Origin of the sequence: Pseudomonas sp. WS 5078 (assembly GCF_012985745.1) — a bacterium.
Classification (GTDB): Bacteria; Pseudomonadota; Gammaproteobacteria; order Pseudomonadales; family Pseudomonadaceae; genus Aquipseudomonas; species Aquipseudomonas lundensis_A.
In genome coordinates this window covers 106,779-121,388 of the sequence record NZ_JAAQWX010000009.1, presented here as the reverse complement: position 1 = coordinate 121,388, position 14,610 = coordinate 106,779, and the positions used below count along the sequence as shown (strand labels likewise).

The 14,610-nt window shown below is 56.7% G+C and carries 21 protein-coding genes; 18 read left to right on the top strand and 3 right to left on the bottom strand.

The features are described 5' to 3' along the window. Window position 1 precedes the first annotated feature (1 nt). The 8 genes from HBN68_RS22035 to HBN68_RS13880 all read left to right on the top strand — a co-directional run bounded on the left by HBN68_RS22035 (window position 2) and on the right by HBN68_RS13880 (window position 7,273). Window positions 2-451 carry a phage tail assembly chaperone gene (locus HBN68_RS22035; RefSeq protein WP_222931623.1) on the top strand — a complete coding sequence of 150 codons (450 nt, stop codon included), beginning with the start codon at window positions 2-4 and terminating at the stop codon, window positions 449-451. Window positions 452-566: 115 nt separating this feature from the next. Continuing rightward, window positions 567-1,736, top strand: coding sequence for a phage tail sheath protein (locus tag HBN68_RS13910; protein ID WP_169964813.1), 1,170 nt, complete (start codon window positions 567-569; stop codon window positions 1,734-1,736). Window positions 1,737-1,793: 57 nt separating this feature from the next. Next, window positions 1,794-2,309: a phage major tail tube protein gene (locus tag HBN68_RS13905; protein ID WP_169964811.1), complete on the top strand. Its 516-nt coding sequence runs from the start codon at window positions 1,794-1,796 to the stop codon at window positions 2,307-2,309. A 49-nt stretch (window positions 2,310-2,358) separates the two neighbouring features. Continuing rightward, the gene (locus HBN68_RS13900) at window positions 2,359-2,688 is read left to right on the top strand and encodes a phage tail assembly protein (RefSeq protein WP_169964809.1); all 330 of its coding nucleotides are present in this window, start codon (window positions 2,359-2,361) and stop codon (window positions 2,686-2,688) included. An 8-nt stretch (window positions 2,689-2,696) separates the two neighbouring features. Further along, window positions 2,697-2,816: a GpE family phage tail protein gene (locus HBN68_RS13895; protein ID WP_097192435.1), complete on the top strand. Its 120-nt coding sequence runs from the start codon at window positions 2,697-2,699 to the stop codon at window positions 2,814-2,816. Then, a complete protein-coding gene (locus HBN68_RS13890; protein WP_169964807.1) occupies window positions 2,806-5,532 on the top strand; it encodes a phage tail protein in 2,727 nt (908 codons plus the stop codon). Before HBN68_RS13895 ends, HBN68_RS13890 begins: the two co-directional genes overlap by 11 nt. Window positions 5,533-5,537: 5 nt before the next feature. After that, on the top strand, window positions 5,538-5,978 hold the full coding sequence (locus HBN68_RS13885; RefSeq protein WP_169964805.1) for a phage tail protein: 441 nt from the start codon (window positions 5,538-5,540) through the stop codon (window positions 5,976-5,978). Beyond that, window positions 5,975-7,273, top strand: a complete 1,299-nt coding sequence (locus HBN68_RS13880) for a phage late control D family protein (RefSeq protein WP_169964803.1) — start codon at window positions 5,975-5,977, stop codon at window positions 7,271-7,273. Before HBN68_RS13885 ends, HBN68_RS13880 begins: the two co-directional genes overlap by 4 nt. 12 nt (window positions 7,274-7,285) lie before the next feature. Here HBN68_RS13880 and HBN68_RS13875 read toward each other — a convergent pair whose 3' ends face one another. The 3 genes from HBN68_RS13875 to HBN68_RS22030 form a co-directional block, all read right to left on the bottom strand. Beyond that, a complete protein-coding gene (locus HBN68_RS13875; RefSeq protein ID WP_169964800.1) occupies window positions 7,286-7,777 on the bottom strand; it encodes a hypothetical protein in 492 nt (163 codons plus the stop codon). A 73-nt stretch (window positions 7,778-7,850) separates the two neighbouring features. After that, window positions 7,851-8,033: a hypothetical protein gene (locus tag HBN68_RS13870; protein WP_169964798.1), complete on the bottom strand. Its 183-nt coding sequence runs from the start codon at window positions 8,031-8,033 to the stop codon at window positions 7,851-7,853. A 75-nt stretch (window positions 8,034-8,108) separates the two neighbouring features. Beyond that, entirely contained in the window at window positions 8,109-8,639 is a 531-nt protein-coding gene (locus tag HBN68_RS22030) for a helix-turn-helix transcriptional regulator (RefSeq protein WP_169964796.1), read from the bottom strand. Here HBN68_RS22030 and HBN68_RS13860 point away from each other — a divergent pair. The 10 genes from HBN68_RS13860 to HBN68_RS13815 all read left to right on the top strand — a co-directional run bounded on the left by HBN68_RS13860 (window position 8,556) and on the right by HBN68_RS13815 (window position 14,610). Then, complete coding sequence (locus HBN68_RS13860; protein ID WP_169964794.1) at window positions 8,556-8,756, top strand: DNA-binding protein; 201 nt, start codon at window positions 8,556-8,558, stop codon at window positions 8,754-8,756. The genes HBN68_RS22030 and HBN68_RS13860 overlap by 84 nt on opposite strands. Before the next feature lie 29 nt (window positions 8,757-8,785). Next, the gene (locus tag HBN68_RS13855) at window positions 8,786-9,259 is read left to right on the top strand and encodes a YmfL family putative regulatory protein (RefSeq protein WP_169964792.1); all 474 of its coding nucleotides are present in this window, start codon (window positions 8,786-8,788) and stop codon (window positions 9,257-9,259) included. Then, entirely contained in the window at window positions 9,256-9,546 is a 291-nt protein-coding gene (locus HBN68_RS13850) for an ogr/Delta-like zinc finger family protein (RefSeq protein WP_169964790.1), read from the top strand. Before HBN68_RS13855 ends, HBN68_RS13850 begins: the two co-directional genes overlap by 4 nt. After that, window positions 9,543-9,914: a hypothetical protein gene (locus HBN68_RS13845; RefSeq protein ID WP_169964788.1), complete on the top strand. Its 372-nt coding sequence runs from the start codon at window positions 9,543-9,545 to the stop codon at window positions 9,912-9,914. Before HBN68_RS13850 ends, HBN68_RS13845 begins: the two co-directional genes overlap by 4 nt. A 72-nt stretch (window positions 9,915-9,986) precedes the next feature. After that, window positions 9,987-10,220, top strand: coding sequence for a hypothetical protein (locus HBN68_RS13840; RefSeq protein WP_169964786.1), 234 nt, complete (start codon window positions 9,987-9,989; stop codon window positions 10,218-10,220). A gap of 5 nt (window positions 10,221-10,225) precedes the next feature. After that, on the top strand, window positions 10,226-12,946 hold the full coding sequence (locus tag HBN68_RS13835) for a toprim domain-containing protein (RefSeq protein WP_169964784.1): 2,721 nt from the start codon (window positions 10,226-10,228) through the stop codon (window positions 12,944-12,946). 26 nt (window positions 12,947-12,972) lie between these two features. Continuing rightward, complete coding sequence (locus HBN68_RS13830) at window positions 12,973-13,794, top strand: hypothetical protein (RefSeq protein ID WP_169964782.1); 822 nt, start codon at window positions 12,973-12,975, stop codon at window positions 13,792-13,794. An 86-nt stretch (window positions 13,795-13,880) separates the two neighbouring features. Next, window positions 13,881-14,123, top strand: coding sequence for a hypothetical protein (locus HBN68_RS13825; RefSeq protein ID WP_169964780.1), 243 nt, complete (start codon window positions 13,881-13,883; stop codon window positions 14,121-14,123). After that, window positions 14,120-14,338, top strand: coding sequence for an Arc family DNA-binding protein (locus HBN68_RS22390; protein ID WP_169964778.1), 219 nt, complete (start codon window positions 14,120-14,122; stop codon window positions 14,336-14,338). The genes HBN68_RS13825 and HBN68_RS22390 overlap by 4 nt, the downstream gene beginning before the upstream one ends. Beyond that, window positions 14,335-14,610, top strand: coding sequence for a pyocin activator PrtN family protein (locus tag HBN68_RS13815; protein WP_047294219.1), 276 nt, complete (start codon window positions 14,335-14,337; stop codon window positions 14,608-14,610). The genes HBN68_RS22390 and HBN68_RS13815 overlap by 4 nt, the downstream gene beginning before the upstream one ends.

Below are 14,610 nucleotides of genomic sequence, written 5' to 3'. Positions count from 1 at the left end.
CATGGTGAATCGTTATTACCTGGACGTGGCCGAAGACGGCCGGATCGTGGGCCGCTTCGATGCGGTGATCAATAGCAAGGACATCCCGGCGCACGCAAAGTTGGTCACGCGTAAAGTCTTTGAGCAAACACTGGCCAGGCAACCTGGGACGGCCTATTTGACCCCCACGGGTAAGGTCGAATTTCGCTCCATCGACGTTCTCAGCGCTGAAGAGCGGGCTGCCCTCAATGAGCGTATGTGGCGTGATTCAGAAGTCGAATCGATCAAGTGGCTGCGTGAGCGGCATCGCGATGAAATGGATCTGGCACTTGATCCCACGCTGAACGCTGATCAGTTCAAAAGCGTGTTGACCTACCTGCAAGCCTTGCGTGACTGGCCGCAATCACCCGGTTTTCCAGCCCCCGAACAGCGACCTGCTGCCCCGGACTGGATCACCGCCCAAACCCAATAACCAGAACCTGAGCGTCGACACCCTGTAGCCCTTCACCCTACAAGCCCAGCTCCTCGCCCAACCGCCACGCGCGCGGCAGCCTGTGCAGTGTCAATCCACTGCGCAGGCACCACCCATGTCCGATTATCTCCACGGCGTGCGGGTCATCGAACTCAACGACGGCACCCGCCCCATTCGCACTATCCCCACCGCTGTCATCGGCATGGTTTGCACAGCCGAAGACGCGGACGCGGCGTTCTTTCCTTTGGACACGCCGGTACTCATCACCAACGTGCAAACCGCTGTCGGCAAAGCCGGGGTCAAAGGCACCCTCGCCGCCAGCTTGCAGGCCATCGCTGACCAGACCAAGCCCTACACCATCGTGGTGCGGGTCAAGGAAGGCGCCGACGAAGCCGAAACCACCAGCGCGCTGATCGGCACCACCACCGCCGACGGCAAATACACCGGCATGAAAGCCCTGCTCGCAGCCAAGGCACGCTTGGGTATGGTGCCACGCATTCTCGGCGTGCCGGGGCTGGACAGCCTGCCGGTGGCCACCGCACTGGCGAGCATTGCCCAGCAGCTACGTGCTTTCGCCTACGTCAGCGCTTGGGACTGCAAAACCAAAGAGGAAGTGGTCGCCTACCGCGAGAACTTCGGCGCCCGCGAAGTGATGGTGATCTGGCCGGACTTCCTGAACTTCGATATCAGCACCAGCAAAACCGCCGTCGCGTCAGCCGTCGCCCGCGCCCTGGGTTTACGCGCCAAGATCGATCAGGAAATTGGCTGGCACAAAACCCTCTCCAACGTTCCGGTCAACGGCGTGACCGGCATCAGTGCCGACGTATTCTGGGATCTACAAAACCCGGCCACCGATGCCAACTACCTCAACAGCAACGATGTCACCACGCTGATCAACGAAGGCGGCTATCGCTTCTGGGGCAGTCGCACCAGTTCCGATGACCCGTTGTTCGCCTTTGAAAACTACACCCGCACCGCGCAAATCCTCGCCGACACCATCGCCGAAGGCGTCATGTGGGCGGTAGACAAGCCGATGCACGCTTCACTGGTGCGCGACATTGTTGAAGGGATCAACGCTAAATTCCGCGAACTGATCTCGCAAGGGTATTTGATCGGCGGCAGTTGCTGGTTCCCGGACGACATCAACGAAAAAGACACGCTCAAGGCCGGCAAGCTCTACCTCGACTACGACTACACCCCGGTGCCGCCTCTGGAAGACCTGACCCTGCGCCAACGCATCACCGACCGTTACCTGATCGACTTCGCCAGCAAGATCAACCGTTAAACCGGGCCTCCCCGCAAGGGGAGCCAACCCCGCGCCTGCTCACCGGAGAACCGCGTCATGGCCTTACCTCGCAAGCTCAAAAACATAAACCTGTTCAACGACGGCAACAGTTACCTCGGTGTGGCCAAGTCCGTCACCTTGCCGCCCCTGGCCCGCAAGATGGAAGGCTATCGCGGCGGCGGCATGAACGGCGCGGTCAAGGCCGATCTGGGCATGTCCGACGACGGCATCCAGTTCGACTGGAAAACCGGCGGCCTGGATTTGATCTCGCTCAAACAGTTCGGCGCCGTCAATGCGTCCGCCGTCGCCCTGCGTTTTTCCGGCCCGTTCCAGCAAGACGACACAGGCGAAATCAGCACCGTAGAAATCGTCGTGCGCGGTCGTCACGAGTCCATCGAAATGGGCGATGCCAAACCCGGCGAGGACACTGAGCACAGCATCAAAACCACTTGCACTTACTACAAGCTGACCGTCGATAACGAGGAAATCATCGAAATCGACCTGCTCAACTTTATCGAGAAGGTCAACGGCGTGGACATGCTGGAAAAACAACGTAGCGCCTTGGGCATTTGATCCGAGTTCCGTCACCCATCTTCGTTAACGTCATCACCTGGAGCCATACATGAACACCTCTGACCCCGCTGAAACCCTGCCCGCTGCCGACGACAACTGCGTCACCCTCGACCAGCCGATCAAACGCGGAAACACCGAAATCGCCAGCATCACCCTGCGTAAACCTTCGTCAGGTGAGCTGCGCGGCGTGTTGCTGATCGACCTGCTGAATATGGACGTGTCGAGCCTGATCAAAGTGATTCCGCGCATCAGCAACCCCGGCATCACCGCCCCCGAAGCCGCAGGCATGGACCCGGCCGACCTGTTGGCCATCGGCAGCAAGATCGCCAGTTTTTTGTTGCAGAAGTCGGCGAAGGCGGATGTGTACCTCGTTGCGTAGAAGACGCTATGGCTGATCTGGCTGTGGTTTTTCACTGGGCACCGACTGATATGGATCAGTTGGGCCTGCAAGAACTGATGGACTGGCGCGAGCGCGCCAGGGTGCGGAGTTCCACTGATGGCGAATGATTTAAGACTTAGGGTACTGCTTACCGCCATCGACAAGGCCACCGCGCCGCTACGCAGCATTCAGGGGCAATCTGTCAAAGCGGCGCAAGCGCTCAAAGCCGCTCGCGACAGCCTCAAAGGCTTAGGCGCCGCGCAGAAGCAAGTGGGCGAATTCCGCCAGCTCAAACAGGGGTTAGCCAACACCAGCGCCGAGTTGGTGGCTGCCCGCAACAAAGCCCGCGAGTTGGGCCGGCAAATGGCCTCAACCACCACACCGACCCGCGCCATGCAGCGTGAATTTGACAAAGCCAGACGCTCGCTGCAGCAATTAAAGCAGCAAGAAATCAGTCAAAACCAACAGCTCAATCAACTACGCCAACGCCTCAAAGCCACCGGTGTCGATACACGTAATTTGAGCGAGCATGAACGTCGGCTCAAACAGCAGATGGCCGATGCGAACCTTCAGATAGACACCCAGCGCAAACGGTTAGAAGCCCTGACCAAACAGCAGCAGCGTATGACCCGAGCAGGCAAAACCTATCAAAAGGGTCAACAACTGGCGGGCACCTCCGCCGCTCAAGGTGCCGCCAGCATGGGTGCGGCCTATGGCATCGGTCGCGGGCTGTATGCACCTTTGAAGGAAGGCAAGCACTTCGCGCTGGAAGAACAACGGGTGGCCGCGCTGGGCCTCGGCAAAGAGGACACCAGCAAGGCGATCAACTTCGCCAAACAAATGAAAACCTATGGCACCAGTGTCACTGAAAACCTGACGTTGGTTCGCGATGCCATGACCGTATTTGCGGATGAACACGAAGCGGAAATGGTTTCCCCTACGCTGGCCAAGATGAAATTCGCCAACCACGCGATGTTCGGCGAAGAGCAAGGCGCGGACAACGAACGCAAGTTCATGGACATGCTCAAAGTCATCGAAATGCGTGGCGGGCTGGCCAGCAAAGAGGCATTCATCAGCCAGGCCGACATTGTGCAGCGCATCCTCACCGCCACCGGTGGCCGGGTCGGTCCGAACGAATGGCTCAACGTGATCAAGACCGGCGGCGTTGCGGCCAAAGGTATCAAGGACGAAGCCTTCTACTACCAGATGGAGCCTCTGGTGCAGGAAATGGGCGGCCATCGCGTCGGTACCGCGATGATGAGCGCTTACTCCAACATCTATCAGGGCAAAACCACCAAGCGCGCGGCCAATAACATGGAGCAACTCGGCTTGGTCGACCCTAAGAAGGTTAAACATGATAAGGCGGGGCAGATCGCCTTTCTCGATGTGGGCGCGATCAAGGGCAGCGAGCTGTTCCGCGAGAACCAATTCGAATGGATGGAGAAAATCCTGTTACCGCAGCTGGCTGCCAAGGGCATCACCGATAAAAACAAGGTGCTGGACACCATCGGCAGTATTTTTTCCAACCGCACCGCCTCTAACCTGTTTGCGCAGTTGTATTTGCAACGCCATCAGATCCACAAAAACGCCAGGCTCAACGAGGGTGCTGATGGCATTGATCAGTTGTACGTCAAAGCCGTCGATAGCACCCAGGGCAATGAGCTGGAACTGCTCGCACAAAAGGCCAACGCCTATCGCGAGATGAGCGACGCCATCCTTCCAACCTATGTAGCTGCGTTAAAACAAATCACCGTCGTTATCAAAGAACTCACGGCCTGGATGAAGGAAAACCCGGCCGCAGCAGCCGCTGTATTGAAAACGGTGATGGTCGTAGGCGTTATGGCCGCTACATTTGGCGCATTGGCACTGACCCTTGCCAGCTTGATCGGCCCATTTGTAGTACTGCGCTATGGCATGACGATGTTTGGGATAAAGGGCGGCGGCATCTTTAAATTGTTCCGCAATCTTTTCCCAACAATTACCGGTTTAGCCCGAAATGCCTTGCCGATGCTGGCCCAAGGTTTACGCATCCTGGTCAGCTTAATGGGCGGAGCCTTGATCACCGCATTGCGCTCGGTAGGCATTGCACTGTGGGCACTGGCTGCCAACCCGATTGTGCTGGCCATTGGTGTGATCATCGCGCTGCTCGCCGGCGCCGCCTACCTGATCTACAAAAATTGGGATGCGGTTAAAGGCTACTTCGACAGTTCCTGGAAAGAAATCAAAGCGGGATTTGACGGCGGCATTGGCGGCATCCTGACGGTGCTGGCCAACTTCAGCCCTATCGGGCTGATCTACCAGGCCTTTGCCGGTGTACTGAGCTATTTGGGAATCGATCTACCCAACCGTTTTACCGAGTTCGGCAGCATGATCGTCAACGGTCTGATCAACGGGCTTTATGCAGGCTTGAGCAAGGTCAAAGACGCCATCAACAACATCGGCGACTCGACCATTGGCTGGTTCAAGGAAAAGCTCGATATCCATAGCCCCTCGCGGGTGTTCGCGCAGTTGGGCAGCTTCACGATGGCGGGCCTGACGCAAGGTCTGGTCGAGGGTGGCAAAGGCCCACTGAACGCCATCAGCCAGCTCGGCAAACAACTAGCGGCAACCGGTGTACTCGCCCTCGGCACACTCAGCACCCCGGCGCTGGCCGTTGATATGCGTCCACCGATCACCCCGCCCGCGCCGACCACCTACGACAGCAACGACCACTACGAAATCAACATCCACCCCACGCCCAACATGGATGCCCAAGCCATCGCCCGAGCCGTGCGCGCCGAACTGAGCCGCATCAAGAGCGAAAAAGCTGTGCGCATGCGCAGCAAGCTGGGTGATCTGGAGTAATCGCTATGATGCTTGCCTTGGGCATGTTCGTGTTCAGCCTCTCGACGCTGGCTTATCAGGAGCTGCAACGCCAAACCGAATGGCGCCACCCCAGCAACAGCCGGGTAGGCGCTGCGCCTGCACGACAATTTGTTGGCCGAGGTGACGACATCATCACCCTACCCGGCATCATCTTCCCTGAACTGGCTGGCACAACGCTGAGCCTCGACGCGTTACGGCTGATGGCCAACACTGGCAAGGCATGGCCGATGATCGAAGGCAGCGGGCGCATTTACGGCCTGTGGGTGATCGAAAGCCTGAGCGAAACCAAAACTGTGTTTTTCCGCGACGGCACACCGCGTCGCATTGAGTTCACCCTCACGCTGAAACGTATAGACGACGATCAGCTCGACCTGATCGGCGCTGCTAGCAGCGCTGGCGTGAGTGTATTGCGAGCCTTGTTATGATCGACTCGGCACTATCAGACGTCGTGGGTTACGTGCAAAACACTGCTGATCGCATCCTGCGTGACGCGGTGTACCCGATCCCGGCTTTCCGTATCACCGTAGATGGCAAAGACATTGCCCACATCATCAGCCCGCGCCTGATCAGCCTTGAACTGACCGACAACCGTGGGCTGGAAGCCGATCAACTGAGCCTTACTCTGAGCGACCACGACGGCTTGCTGGCCATGCCTGCCAAAGGCGCGTTGTTGCGACTTTGGATTGGCTGGAGCGACACCGGGCTGGTGGATAAAGGCAGCTACACCTTCGACGAAATCGAACACAGCGGCGCTCCTGACATACTCAGCCTGCGTGCCCGATCGGCAGACTTGCGCAAGAGTTTCAAAATCAAACGCGAGCGCAGCTGGAGCAACAAAACCCTGGGCGACGTGATCCGCGACATTGCGCTCGGCAATGGTCTGAAATCTGCCATCGCAGAGAAACTGGCAGGGCTGCCGCTATTGCAACTCGACCAGGCCAACGAATCCGACGCCAACCTGATCAGCCGACTCGGTGAAGAATTCGACGCGGTGGCCAGCGTCAAAGCCGGTTGTTTGCTGTGCCTGCCTGCGGGCGGCGGAAGGTCAGTCACTGGCATCGCCCTGCCCCACATCACCCTTACCCGCGAAGACGGCGACCAGCATCGCTACCTACAAGCCGACCGCGACAGCTACGACGGCGTGCGGGCCTACTTCTACGACATCAACAGCGCCAAAAAGCAGCAGGCCATTGCCGGCGGCGGCGAAAACCTCAAAGACCTGCGTCACACCTACAGCGACCGCCAGTCCGCATTACGCGCGGCCCGTGCCGAATTCAACCGCCTGCAACGTGGCAGCGCGACCCTCAGCTACACCTTGGCTCGGGCGCGGCCAGACTTAATCCCGGAACTGACGTACACACTGATCGGCGTCAAAGACGAAATCGATGAAATCATCTGGTACGGCGGCAACGTGCACCACAGCCTCAGCGCTGACAATGGCTACACCATGAGCCTGGAGCTGGAAAGCAAATTGCCGGAAGACGCGGTGGAGGACTTGGCGGAGGAAAATCAGAAAACCTATACCGGGGTCATCGCCTACTACCGGGATGAAAAAACGGGTACTGAAAAGACCAGGACTGCCGGCGACCAAAGCAAACCAAGACGGCTGCTGTGGCTGTACGCCAACAAAAACACAGCAAAGCGGGCGGTGGACCGGGAGTGGGCGCGGATGCAGGCCGCGAAAGAGCAAACGGAGAACCCCACGGTGACCGGGGGTTAATGGCAGACGGGGTTACTCAGCAAAGACTGTGATGGTCGTACCGCCGCCATCACGCTCGAATGCCTGACACTCGATGGCCATGCCCTTTCGCTCAATCGTCGCGATCTCGGTGTTGTCTTTCAGGGCTTCCTGGCGGCATTGCTTTGAAAACTTCACGACTTCGGCTGCTGGACGATGTGTTACCAGGTTGCCGGCAGCGCCGACCAGATCGTAGAAGGCAACATCAGGATCTGGGCCGTCCCATGTGACTGCGATGTTAGGCGCGCTCAAGGTGCAACTAACAGACAACGAAGCGTTTGGGCCGCTGGCGAACTCAGTGGTCTGTTTACCTTCGGTCTGTTTGGTCTGGGTGAGTGTAGTCTCTTGTTTGAGCGCAGACAGAATAGTGTTGCAGGAATCGGCATAGGCAGTACTGGCCACCACTAAGAAGATCCCGCCACCCACAATCCTTGCTACAAAATGTTTGCCCATAACGTTCTCAGTCCACACTTTCAAATCAATCATTCTTACGGCTTATTCGCCGACCTTCTTGGTCGGCGAATTGACAGCTGCCACGTCAGCAGGGCCACATTGCTATTTATCCATCTTCATATGGATCATGGCTTAGCGCTAACGCCTCAGCAAAGCGCATTATCTTTTGCTGATCCTGCACTGACATTCTTCGGTATGCCATCAGCAAGAACCGTTCATCCTTGGTCATTAATTCCCTGTTGACGCCATCCTCCCCTGTACCAGTTTCCATTTCTGTTCGATTCAGCATGCTTCAACTCCAAAAGTGCATTGCTGAATCGACATTACTGGGGGTTGGAAAAAACCCAAATTTCGAGATTGGCCTTTATTTCTGACTAAGCCCCGCTGGCACCTCAGCCATTGCCCCCACAATTCGATGCACAGCTTTTTGGTCATCTTCGGTTAGCTGCCTGTAGAGACTAACCAGTCGCTCTTCTGACGAACTCAGACCTTCTACGGCACGCGTTGCTCGAACCCCGGTCAATACGTAAAGGACGTCTACCCCTGCCGCAGCCACGGCCGAAAGATAAGCAGTATCGGGGTTTCGTTCCCCTTTTTCATAGCTGCCTTGGGTGTTGCGATTGACGCCACCCAACTGGGCAAACTCGTCTTGTTTAAGGCCGAGAAGCATCCGTTCTTCACGCAAGCGTTCGCCCGCGCTAACACCCTGGAATTCTCCAGATGCACAACTTTTCAAACATTCACCTTTACAGGCCCAAATATTTGGGCATAATTGGCAGCACACGAACACGAAAGAACACGAATGAACACTATGCCCGCCATCCTGACAACCGAGCAAGCCCGCGAGAACTTTGATCGCAATGGCATCAGCATTGCCGAGTTCTGCCGCCAGCATGGACTGAACCGTCACATGGTCAGCGACCTATTAAATGGCCGAAAGAAAGGACGCCGCGGCGAAGCACACCGGGCTGCCGTTTTACTCGGCATTAAAGACGGTGTGATCACAAACTAGGGCCTCTGGCTCCAAGGAGAAACCAGAAGATGAAACGCCCAGTTCTAGGCACCCGAAAAGACGTAGTGAGTGCTGTGATTTGCAGTTACCCCGGCGGCCGAGCGTATGCCGCTGCCAACCTCGGCATGAATCTCAAAAAGTTTGATAACCAGGCTTATGAAAACGCCGGCAGCCGCCCGCTGACGGATGAACACATTTTCAGGCTTGAGCAGCAAGCGGGTACGACCTTCCTGCCCAGCTATGTAGCCACGATGTACGGCGGCATGTTTGTGCCGCTGGCAGCACCGGGCACGCTCGATAACGTCGACTTATTCAGCCGCTCAGTCAAAGCCGCCGCCAAGCGCGGCTGTGTCGATCAAATCATCGCTCAGGCACTGGACGATGGGGTGATCGAGAAACACGAAGCTGAAGCCATCATCAACGCCTTGAGCCTTTATATGTCCGCCCGTTACGCCGAAGTGCTCGCGACTATCCAGCTCTACAGGGCAGGAGCCGCGTCATGAGCACCTACAAGCTGGTTTGCCCTCACTGCCTGTCCCGCATGCGAATCCGCACCAGCGAAGGGACGCACATTTTTCTGCGCGTCGCATACCTGCAATGCACTAACGAAGCCTGTGGTTGGTCGGTGCGCGCTGAATTTGAAATGACCCACGAGATGAGCCCCAGCGGCATGGCGAATCCCTCGGTCAAGCTGCCGATTGCCAATGTCGCTCTACGCCGTGCAGCGATGACGACTTCAACCGATCACCCCGACCTGCTGGACCAACTGGAAATGGAGCGTGCGATATGAATACGGCAACCCACACCGAGCATCAGGAATATGAGACCAGCATGCAGTTGGCAGCACTGTTCTTTTTGCAACGCCATCAAGCCGAGCACCTGGGCAATGATCAGTTGCTATTTAGCCGTGCCGTGCAGCACTTGACCGGCAGTCTTGAGGTACCACTGCACATGGCTGAAAAGCTGGTTACGCGAGCTTGTGGCGAATTGAAGTGCAGCATTAACCGCCACCAACTGGATGTTAAGGCCAGTTCTACCACTGTCGCCGTGGTGACTGACCCATCCAGCGGCCTGACGTGGGCGGTTCCGGTCAATCTGATTTACGAACGCATCATCAACGTAGCGGGCAATCGTCGGCTGCGCCTCGTTACACACTAACCCTTAACCACCCTTCTCCAGACCTGTTTGCAATGGGTTTGGGTGAGCTACGCCCAAAATTTGAGGTGGACCATGAAACAGCCGGTCGAAATCAGCGCCGAACTGACCCAGCAAGAGGCTGAGCTGCTGCTTGCTGAACTGCGTGGACGCTATAGCCAGGCGCTGAACGAAGCCTGGTACGCCGACCAGTTCCGCCTGATACCCGAAGGCATGCGTCATGGCTCCATTCTCAACGCCATGCCGGTGATGGCCGCCCAAAAGCGCCTGCTGGGCGCGCTCACACACAGCCTCAGAGCAGTGAAGTAATCCCGATGAATATGGAACATGAACTGCGCGTCGAAGTGCTCAAGCGACTTGAGAGCGACTACGATCTTAAACACCGCTCAGGCACCCACTTTATGCGTGGCGGTCGCTGCCCGGCATGCGGTAAAAAAGAGCTGTACACCCACCACAAAAACCCGTGGTTGATCATTTGCGGCAGGGAAGGCAAATGCGCGCAAAGCTGGCACGTCAAAGAACTGTATGAGGACTTGTTTGACGACTGGACTAACCGTGCGCCTTCAACCGACCAGCATCCCAATGCAACTGCCCGCGCCTATCTGGAGTTTGCCCGCGGCTTTCGTTTTGAGCTGATTCAGGGCTGGTTTACCCAGGACTCCTTTTACTCGGCCCAACACAACGCGGGCAGCGCGACGGTCCGTTTCGCCCTTGAAAAAGGGGGCTACTGGGAACGCCTGATCGACCGCCCTCACCGCTTCGGCAAGCAGAAAGCCCGCTTTAAACAAGGCGAAAGCTACAAGGGTGTGTGGTGGTGCCCGCCGTGCATCGATCTGCTTGAAGTCAAAGAGCTGTGGATTGTCGAAGGCATTTTCGATGCCATTGCCCTGGTACACCACGACATCGCTGCGGTTTCTGCCATGTCATCTAACGCCTTCCCCGAAGCGTCCCTGAAAGAGTTATCACGGCAACGCGGCGGCAAGTTGCCCAAGCTAATTTGGGCACTGGACAACGAACCAGGCGCGCACCGCTACACCAAGCGCTGGGTACGTATGGCCCGCGATCTTGGCTATGTGTGCGAAGCCGCGCAAATCCCGCAGCAGGACAGCCGTAAGCACGACTGGAATGACCTGCACCAGCGCTGGATCGTGATCGACGACCTTGATAAACGCGCAGACCGCATAGCCCAAGACCTGAAAGCAGCCCGGTATCACGGTGCTCTATTGATTGCGCAAAGCGCTGCTGAGAAAGGCGTGCTGATGTACGAATGGCGCGAACGGCACGAGTTCCACTTCGGATTCGACAGCCGCCTGTATTGGTTCAAGATGGATTTATTGAAATTCGATAAGGCCATGCAGACCCTCGACTCTTCTGAGCGCCAAGAAGACCAGGTACTCACCGATAAACAGCGCCGCGACAAGGCCTTGCACCAATGTGGCGGTGTGGTGGAAATCGCCAACTGCTACCCACAAGCGTTGTATTTCCAGCGCAACGAAGTGACGGACGAGTCCTGGTACTACTTCCGCATCGACTTCCCGCATGACGGCGGCAGCGTCAAAAATACCTTCACAGGTGGTCAGGTCGCAGCAGCCAGCGAGTTTAAAAAGCGCCTGCTGGGGATGGCTGCCGGCGCAGTCTTCACCGGCAGTGGCCAACACCTCGACAAGATCATGAAAGACCAGCTGTTTGGCCTGAAAACTGTCGAAACCATCGATTTTATCGGTTACAGCAAACAGCACGGCAGCTATGTGTTCGGCGACATCGCCGTGCGCAACGGCGTGCTCAGCGAGGTCAACAAAGAGGACTACTTTGAGTTCGGCAAGCTGCGTTTGAAGACGCTGCAAAAATCCAACCCGATGCACATCCAGCGGGACGCCAAGGAATACCGCGAAGACTGGCTCCCCATGCTCTGGACGTGTTTCGGGGCAAATGGTGTGGTCGCGCTGACCTTCTGGTTTGGCTCACTGTTCGCAGAGCAAATCCGGGCGCAGTACAAATCCTTTCCGTTTCTGGAAGCCACCGGTGAAGCCGGCGCCGGTAAAACCACGCTGCTCACGTTCCTGTGGAAGCTGCTGGGACAGGAGAAGGAAGGTTTCGACCCGTCCAAATCCACCCGAGCAGGCCGGCAACGGGCGATGGGCCAAGTGTCCAGCATGCCGGTGGTGCTGATCGAAGGTGACCGCAACGAGCCGGACAAGCTGCACGCCAAGGGTTTTGATTGGGACGAACTGAAGGAATTTTTCGGCGGCGGCACCTTGGGCACGAAAGGCATGAAAACCAGTGGCAACGAGACTTATGAACCACCGTTTCGCGCCACCATTGCCATCAGCCAAAACGCTGCTGTCAGCGCCTCCGAAGCGATCTTGACCCGTATCGTCAAACTGCACTTTGCACGCCCTGCGGTGACCACAGAGAGCCGCATTGCCGCTGACAACTTGAATCAGATCCCGGTCGAGCTGCTAAGCCACTTCCTGTTAAAAGCCGTGCGAGCAGAGCCACAGGTGATGGCCAAGTTTGCCGAGCGCGTGATCGTCCACGAAGAACGCCTGCGCAAACTCAAAGAAATCCGCGTTGAGCGAATCATCAAAAACCACAGCCAGATGCTGGCCCTGCTTGATTGCCTGCGCCTGGTTTGCCCGCTGGATGAAAACCAACTGGCAACCACTCAACAGCAACTGGTGACGATGGCCCTTGAGCGCCAATCGGCGATCAGCGCCGATCACCCGCTGGTGGCCGAGTTCTGGGAAGTCTACGACTACCTCGAAAGCCTGGGCGAAGGCCCGCAGGTCAACCACAGCAACGATACAAAGCTGATTGCGATCAACCTCAACGAATTTGCCGAAAAGGCCAGCGAGCACCGCCAGAACCTGGCTGACCTCAAAACCTTGCGCACCCTGCTGGGCGACTGCCGCAGCCGCAAGCTGCTGGAAACCAACAAACCGACCTACAGCGTTATCCGGGCAGCGCAGTCGGCGGCAAACCCCTTGTTCGACAAACCTAAAACCGTGCGCTGCTGGATTTTTCAGAGTGCTTAAACCGCTGTACCTACAGGAGCAACACCATGCAGAACGAACTGAAACAGGCAATCCGTTTTGACGACTTTTATGCGCTTTTAGGTGACAGAGGGGTTATCGCAATGGCTTGGTGGCTCGGCGGGCAATTGGCTGAGTCCATCCGTGAAGAACAGTGGAGCTTCCCTTTTCTGCATATCTGCGGTGAAGCAGGAAGCGGCAAGACGTTTTTGCTGGAGTACTTGTCGAAACTGACTGGCCCGCAGTCGGTATCGCATCACGACCCAGTACGAACTACACGTGCAGCACGCATCAGAACCATCACAAATCCAGCCAACCGAGTGGTTATCTATGAACCCACAGCGCCAACAGAAAGCGAGTTCGACTGGGATGAACTAAAGGCGCTTTACAACACCGCTAGTTTTTACATCCATTCCGGGAACACCGCTGAAAGTGTTGAACACACGTTCAAAGGCGCGCTGGTGATCTGCGCGAACCAACCCGTCGAATACAGCGAGGCAGTAGAAACCAGGCTCGCCCGCATCGTTTTGAATAAATCACATCACGCCAACCCCCGACAGGCCGAAAGTCTGCTTCAACTGAGCGCCGAGCAAGCGGGCATTTTCGATCTGGCTATCACCCGCAACACAACCAAATTGCTCAACGACATCAACAAGCTCGCCCCTACTTACACCGCCGCCTTGCTTAAGGAGCACGCAGATCAGCTGAGTGCGCGAGCTGCCAAAAACGGCGGGCAACTCATGGCTTTAATTGACGTGCTCAACCTGATACTCGGCCTCAGCAATACACAACACACCAGTGCGTTGAGAGCGGTGAAGTACTGCGTTTGTGCTGAATTTGTACCGTATTAAGCAAGTGAGGCTGGCATAAGCCAGAAAATGAAGAGGTGTCGAGGAGTTGGCCCTCCCCGACACCAACCACTACTAAGGAGCACACCATGAAAGTGAAAAACCAAAGCAGCAGCGAAGTGAAGGCTACCACACCAGCCAGGCACCTTGTGGCCACCGCCATTATCGGCGCCGCGATGATCGGTTACCTGGTGCACAAATCGCCTGAGGCACGGGTGCGGCTGGAGAGCTTGAGCACTATGGCCCAAACCTTGGGTGAGTTATCAGAGCGCGATGCCGCACTGGTTGCACAGTTGCTGGCCAGATCTATCGTCACAGGAGCGAACCAATGAATGACTCTCGCGTACAGGACAAGTTTGTGATCCGTTTGCCCGATGGCTTACGCCCGGAAATCGCAGCTATCGCGTCGAGAAATCAACGCAGTATGAATGGCGAAATAATCAATCGACTGGAGCGCTCACTCGCCTTGGAGTTAGTTCTCGACCAAAAAAACAGGGTCATTGCCCAACTGCTAGACCGAATTACTGAATTGGAAGCCAAGCATTGAAAACTCTCTTTGTCCTGATGGCCCAATACAACGGGCAGGTGGTGATCCCCCTGGACAGGTTGTGCAAGGACTACTTCACCCACCTGACCACCAGTATGTTTGAACGCAAGGTAATGGCAGGTTTGATAAAAATCCCGATCACACGGATGGAAGCCAGCCAGAAAAGTGCCAAGGGTGTGCACATCTCGGATTTGTCCGAGTATCTGGACGGCCAGCGCGCTGCCGCGATGAAGGAGAGTCACCAGCTCAACAGCGCACCGCGTAGCAGTTAA

Coding starts and splice junctions, on each gene's coding strand:
- HBN68_RS22035 (WP_222931623.1), top strand. CDS start 2: ATGGTGAATCGTTATTACCTGGACGTGGCCGAAGACGGCCGGATCGTG.
- HBN68_RS13910 (WP_169964813.1), top strand. CDS start 567: ATGTCCGATTATCTCCACGGCGTGCGGGTCATCGAACTCAACGACGGC.
- HBN68_RS13905 (WP_169964811.1), top strand. CDS start 1,794: ATGGCCTTACCTCGCAAGCTCAAAAACATAAACCTGTTCAACGACGGC.
- HBN68_RS13900 (WP_169964809.1), top strand. CDS start 2,359: ATGAACACCTCTGACCCCGCTGAAACCCTGCCCGCTGCCGACGACAAC.
- HBN68_RS13895 (WP_097192435.1), top strand. CDS start 2,697: ATGGCTGATCTGGCTGTGGTTTTTCACTGGGCACCGACTGATATGGAT.
- HBN68_RS13890 (WP_169964807.1), top strand. CDS start 2,806: ATGGCGAATGATTTAAGACTTAGGGTACTGCTTACCGCCATCGACAAG.
- HBN68_RS13885 (WP_169964805.1), top strand. CDS start 5,538: ATGATGCTTGCCTTGGGCATGTTCGTGTTCAGCCTCTCGACGCTGGCT.
- HBN68_RS13880 (WP_169964803.1), top strand. CDS start 5,975: ATGATCGACTCGGCACTATCAGACGTCGTGGGTTACGTGCAAAACACT.
- HBN68_RS13875 (WP_169964800.1), bottom strand. CDS start 7,777: ATGATTGATTTGAAAGTGTGGACTGAGAACGTTATGGGCAAACATTTT.
- HBN68_RS13870 (WP_169964798.1), bottom strand. CDS start 8,033: ATGCTGAATCGAACAGAAATGGAAACTGGTACAGGGGAGGATGGCGTC.
- HBN68_RS13860 (WP_169964794.1), top strand. CDS start 8,556: ATGCCCGCCATCCTGACAACCGAGCAAGCCCGCGAGAACTTTGATCGC.
- HBN68_RS22030 (WP_169964796.1), bottom strand. CDS start 8,639: ATGCTGGCGGCAGAACTCGGCAATGCTGATGCCATTGCGATCAAAGTT.
- HBN68_RS13855 (WP_169964792.1), top strand. CDS start 8,786: ATGAAACGCCCAGTTCTAGGCACCCGAAAAGACGTAGTGAGTGCTGTG.
- HBN68_RS13850 (WP_169964790.1), top strand. CDS start 9,256: ATGAGCACCTACAAGCTGGTTTGCCCTCACTGCCTGTCCCGCATGCGA.
- HBN68_RS13845 (WP_169964788.1), top strand. CDS start 9,543: ATGAATACGGCAACCCACACCGAGCATCAGGAATATGAGACCAGCATG.
- HBN68_RS13840 (WP_169964786.1), top strand. CDS start 9,987: ATGAAACAGCCGGTCGAAATCAGCGCCGAACTGACCCAGCAAGAGGCT.
- HBN68_RS13835 (WP_169964784.1), top strand. CDS start 10,226: ATGAATATGGAACATGAACTGCGCGTCGAAGTGCTCAAGCGACTTGAG.
- HBN68_RS13830 (WP_169964782.1), top strand. CDS start 12,973: ATGCAGAACGAACTGAAACAGGCAATCCGTTTTGACGACTTTTATGCG.
- HBN68_RS13825 (WP_169964780.1), top strand. CDS start 13,881: ATGAAAGTGAAAAACCAAAGCAGCAGCGAAGTGAAGGCTACCACACCA.
- HBN68_RS22390 (WP_169964778.1), top strand. CDS start 14,120: ATGAATGACTCTCGCGTACAGGACAAGTTTGTGATCCGTTTGCCCGAT.